At 61.9% G+C, this 4,422-nt stretch carries 2 protein-coding genes; both read left to right on the forward strand.

Going from position 1 to position 4,422, the window contains the following annotated elements; all coding sequences use genetic code 11:
• Positions 1 to 779 (forward strand): PD-(D/E)XK nuclease family protein (locus WBF74_RS01570; RefSeq protein WP_424434158.1); only part of this gene is annotated, 779 nt, incomplete at its 5' end.
• Positions 776 to 4,249: a double-strand break repair helicase AddA gene (gene addA, locus WBF74_RS01575; RefSeq protein WP_424434160.1), complete on the forward strand. Its 3,474-nt coding sequence runs from the start codon at positions 776 to 778 to the stop codon at positions 4,247 to 4,249. The genes WBF74_RS01570 and addA, both read left to right, overlap by 4 nt.
• Positions 4,250 to 4,422: the final 173 nt, after the last annotated feature.

Genomic DNA, 4,422 nt, shown 5'->3' on the forward strand with positions numbered 1-4,422 from the left:
GGCGTGTGTTGAGGCTGCCCGTGCTCGATCCGCTTGATGCGGATATTGCGGCTGCCGAACGCGGCATCATCGTGCATGAAGCGCTGGAACGCTTTGTGAAGGAGTATCGGAAAACCATTCCCCATGATGCGCTTGACCGGCTTCTCGCCATTGGCCGCGAGGTTTTCGATAGCGCGATTGACAGGCCGGGCGTTGCGGCCTTCTGGTGGCCGCGCTTCCAGCGCATCGCGCAATGGTTCGTGGAACATGAACATGAAGCGCGCGAAGGGCTCAAACATGCCTATGCCGAAGCGCGCGGCGAAATTCTGATCACGGAAGGTCTCGCCCGCCCCATCCGCCTCGTCGGCAAGGCTGACCGCATTGACCTGCGCGATGATGGCACACTCGACATCATTGATTACAAGACAGGCACGCCCCCCAGCATAAAGCAGGTACAGCAGGGGCTTGCGCCGCAGCTTCCGCTGGAAGCGGCAATGGCCTCGCGGGGTGGCTTCACGTCCGGCGAGGATGACTCGATCCCTGCCTTGCCAGCAGGCCGCCTGATCTATCTGCGTCTCACAGGCGGCGAGACGGCGGGCGAACGCCGCGAGATCAAGGATGAAGAGGGAGAACTCGCCAAAGAGGTTTACCAGTCGCTCATCGCGCTGCTGAAGCAATATGAGGATGAGCAGACGCCCTATCTCTCGCGGCCGCGCGTGAAATTTCTCTCGCAATATGGCGATTACGATCATCTTGCCCGCGTGAAGGAATGGGCCTCTGCCGGGGGAGAGGGCGAATGAGCGACCCCATGCAGACAAAAAGCCTCGCGCCCGATGAAGCGCAGCGCCGCGCCTCCGAGCCGGGAACATCCGTCTGGGTGTCTGCCAATGCAGGCTCCGGCAAGACCCATGCGCTGACAACGCGCGTTGCGCGGCTTCTGCTTTCAGGCACGCCGCCCGAACGCATCCTGTGCCTCACCTTCACCAAGGCCGCCGCAGCCGAAATGTCCGCGCGCCTTTATGCCCGTCTCGGCACCTGGGCGACGATGGAAGAGGACGCGCTCGCAAGCGCCATCAAGGAGATCGAAGGCAGCGTGCCCGACGCCGCAAAATGCGCCGCCGCCCGCCGCCTTTTCGCGCGCGCTGTCGAGACGCCAGGCGGACTGAAAATCCAGACGATCCATGCTTTCTGCGAGCGTCTGCTCGGGCGCTTCCCGCTCGAGGCGAATGTGCCGCCGCAATTCGATATTCTCGATGATCGTCATGCGCTCGAACTCATGGGCGAGGTGCGCGACACCGTGCTTCGCCGCGCCACGGCCATGCCCGATACGTCGCTCGGCCGCGCCCTTTCCTACGTGGTCGAGCGTGTGGATGAACTTGCTTTCGGCGGACTCATCGCAGAAGTGACCGGCCCGCAGCGCGGCAATTTTCGCAAGATGCTGGCGGGCTTTGGCGGCTTTGACGGAATCGTTCAGGCCATCCGCGCTGCGCTTGCCATAGGCGAAGGGGAGAGCGTCGAAGCGATCCTCACCGAAATGGCATCGCCTCCGAAGAAGACACTTGAGCATGCCATCAAGGCACTTTCCGAAGGCAGCAGCACGGACAAGGAACGTGCCGCGAAGCTCAAGCGTTTTCTTGCCTCCAATGCGCGGCGTGAACTCCTTGATGAATACCGGCTCCTTTTTCTGACCAAGGAAGATGAACCGCGCAAAAGCCTCATCACCAAGAAGCCGGCCGAGAAATATCCGAATGCAGCCGACGCGCTTGTCCTTGAGCAGGATCGGCTCGTGAAGCTCATGGCGCGCCTGCGCGCCCTGCGCGTCGCCGAGGCGACGGAAGCGATCATGGCGATTGCCGTTGCGATCCTTGAAGCTTTTGGCGAAGAAAAGCGCGCACGCGCCCTGCTCGATTATGATGACCTGATCGAAAAGAGCCGCGCGCTTCTGACCACAAGCGCCATGGCTCCCTGGGTCCTCTTCAAGCTGGATGGCGGCATCGACCATATTCTGGTCGATGAGGCGCAGGACACGAGCCCCGAACAGTGGGATGTGGTAACGCGCATTGCAGATGAGTTTTTGTCGGGCGCAGGCGCACGCAATCTTCGCCGCACCATCTTCGCTGTGGGCGATGAGAAGCAGTCGATCTTCTCCTTCCAGGGCGCAGACCCCGCCCGCTTCGATGCGATGAAGCGCTATTTCGAGCAACGCACGAAAGAAGCTGAACTTGCCTGGGACTATGTGCCGCTGACGCGCTCCTTCCGCTCTGCGCCGGAAGTGCTTGCGGCGGTGGACAAGGTGTTTGCCGACGAGCGCGCCCGCCAAGGCCTCACCGCCTCCGGCCATGTTGATCCGCATATTGCGCATCGGGAGCTTGATGCGGGACTGGTTGAAATCTGGGAACTGGAAAAGCCCGAAGAAGGTGAAGACCCGGACCCGTGGGACGCGCCGCTTGATTATGTGACAGGCACTGTGCCGTCCTCGCGCCTCGCGGCGCGCATCGCCGATACGATTCAGGGCTGGATCGCATCGGGCGAAAAGCTCGTTGCAAAGGGCCGTCCCATTCGCCCCGGCGATATTCTCATTCTCGTGCGCCGCCGAAATGAATTTGTCGGCGAGATGGTCCGTCATTTGAAAGATCGGAACATCCCCGTTGCGGGTGCAGACCGCATGGTCCTTACCGAGCAGATGGCGGTGATGGATCTGATGGCGCTTGGCCGCTTCGTGCTGCTGCCGGAAGATGATCTCACTCTTGCGACCGTTCTCAAGGGGCCGTTCATCGGATTTACGGAGGAAGAGCTTTTCAATCTCGCCTGGGGCCGCAGCGGCACGCTCTGGAAGGCGCTGAAGGAGAAGACAGGTACGGAAGCCCATTGCGCGCGGGCAGAGGCGTTTCTCTCGCGTCTGCTGGACCTCGCCGATTTCGAACCGCCCTATGAGTTCTTTGCGCATCTCCTGACAGGCGAGGGCGGGCGCGAGCGCCTGCTTGCGCGGCTCGGACCGGATGCCGCCGATCCGATCGACGAGTTCCTTTCCCTCGCTCTCGATTTCGAGCGCGATCATCCGCCCTCTCTCGAAGCCTTCCTGCATTGGGTGGAGCGCGGCGCTGCCGAGATCAAGCGCGACATGGATCAGGGGCGCGATGAAGTGCGCATCATGACCGTTCATGGCGCAAAGGGGCTTGAGGCCGATATCGTCTTCATGCCGGACACATGCGCCGCACCGGGCGGTTCTCACGATCCGGCCCTTCTCTCCCTGCCGCCCGTGGGCGGTGACGGGCCGCGCCTTCTTCTCTGGCCTGTCCGCAAGCGCGAGGAAGATGATGTGAGCGCCGCCGCGCGCGAGAAACTGCGCGAATTGCAGGCAGCGGAATACAGACGCCTTCTCTACGTCGCGCTCACCCGCGCGCGCGACCGGCTTTATATTGCAGGCTATCAGAGCACGAGAGAGCCGTCGGAAGATTGCTGGTACAGACTGATCGAAAAGGCGCTGCTGCCGCATGCGAAAAAAGTCGAGCTGCCGGACGGCCGCCTTGTCTGGCGCATCGAAGGGAAGCAGCGGCGCAAGGTCAAGGCAGCGGCAGCGGAAGCAGACCCTGAAAAAATCGATCTTCCCGCCTGGGCGCGTGCCGAAGCGCCCGCAGAACCTACTCCTTCGCGCCCGCTCGCGCCCTCCCGTCTGCCGCCCGAAGACATGGCAGAGCCAGCCCCCGCCCCATTCACGCAGAAGGATGCAGCACTGCGCTTTCGCCGCGGCGGAATTATTCATCGGCTGCTGGAAACATTGCCGGATATTGCCCTGTCGGAACGCAGAGATGCAGCGAGGCGCTATCTCTCACTCTCCGTACACGAACTGTCAGAGGATGAGGCGCGCGAAATCGAGGAATCAGTTTTCAGGGTGCTTGATGACCCTGGGCTTGCACCTCTTTTCGCGCCGGGAAGCCGCGCGGAAGTGCCGGTCGTGGGCACGGTCGAGTTTCGTGGAGAGCCGCTCCTCGTTTCCGGCCAGATTGACCGCCTTGCCGTCACGGATGATGAAGTGCTGATCGTCGATTACAAGACGAACCGCCCGCCACCCGGAACGCCCGATGCGGTCGCCCCCGCCTATATGGCGCAAATGGCGGCTTACCGCGCCGTTCTCTCCTCCATCTATCCGGGGCGTGCGATTCGCTGTGCGCTGCTCTGGACCGAAGGAGCGCATCTGATGGAATTACCCGGCGATGCGCTGGAAAATGCGCTGAAAAGGACACCCCCTGTGGCAAAGAGGCAGCCTTGACCTCATGGGAGGGCGTTCCTAGATTCAGGGCAACGTGAACCCCACTCGTATCAGTGCGCCCGGCGCCTTGTCAGCCGTCAGGCAGGCAGACGGGCTTGAAAGGATTGAGAATATGACCACCAGCAAAGTGACCGACGCTTCCTTTGAGTCGGACGTACTTGAAGCAGACGGCC

Origin of the sequence: Parvibaculum sp. (assembly GCF_049672805.1) — a bacterium.
GTDB lineage: Bacteria > Pseudomonadota > Alphaproteobacteria > Parvibaculales > Parvibaculaceae > Parvibaculum.

What these genes read in the sequence shown, in the direction of transcription:
- addA (WP_424434160.1), top strand. Translation starts at nt 776, where the DNA reads ATGAGCGACCCCATGCAGACAAAAAGCCTCGCGCCCGATGAAGCGCAG.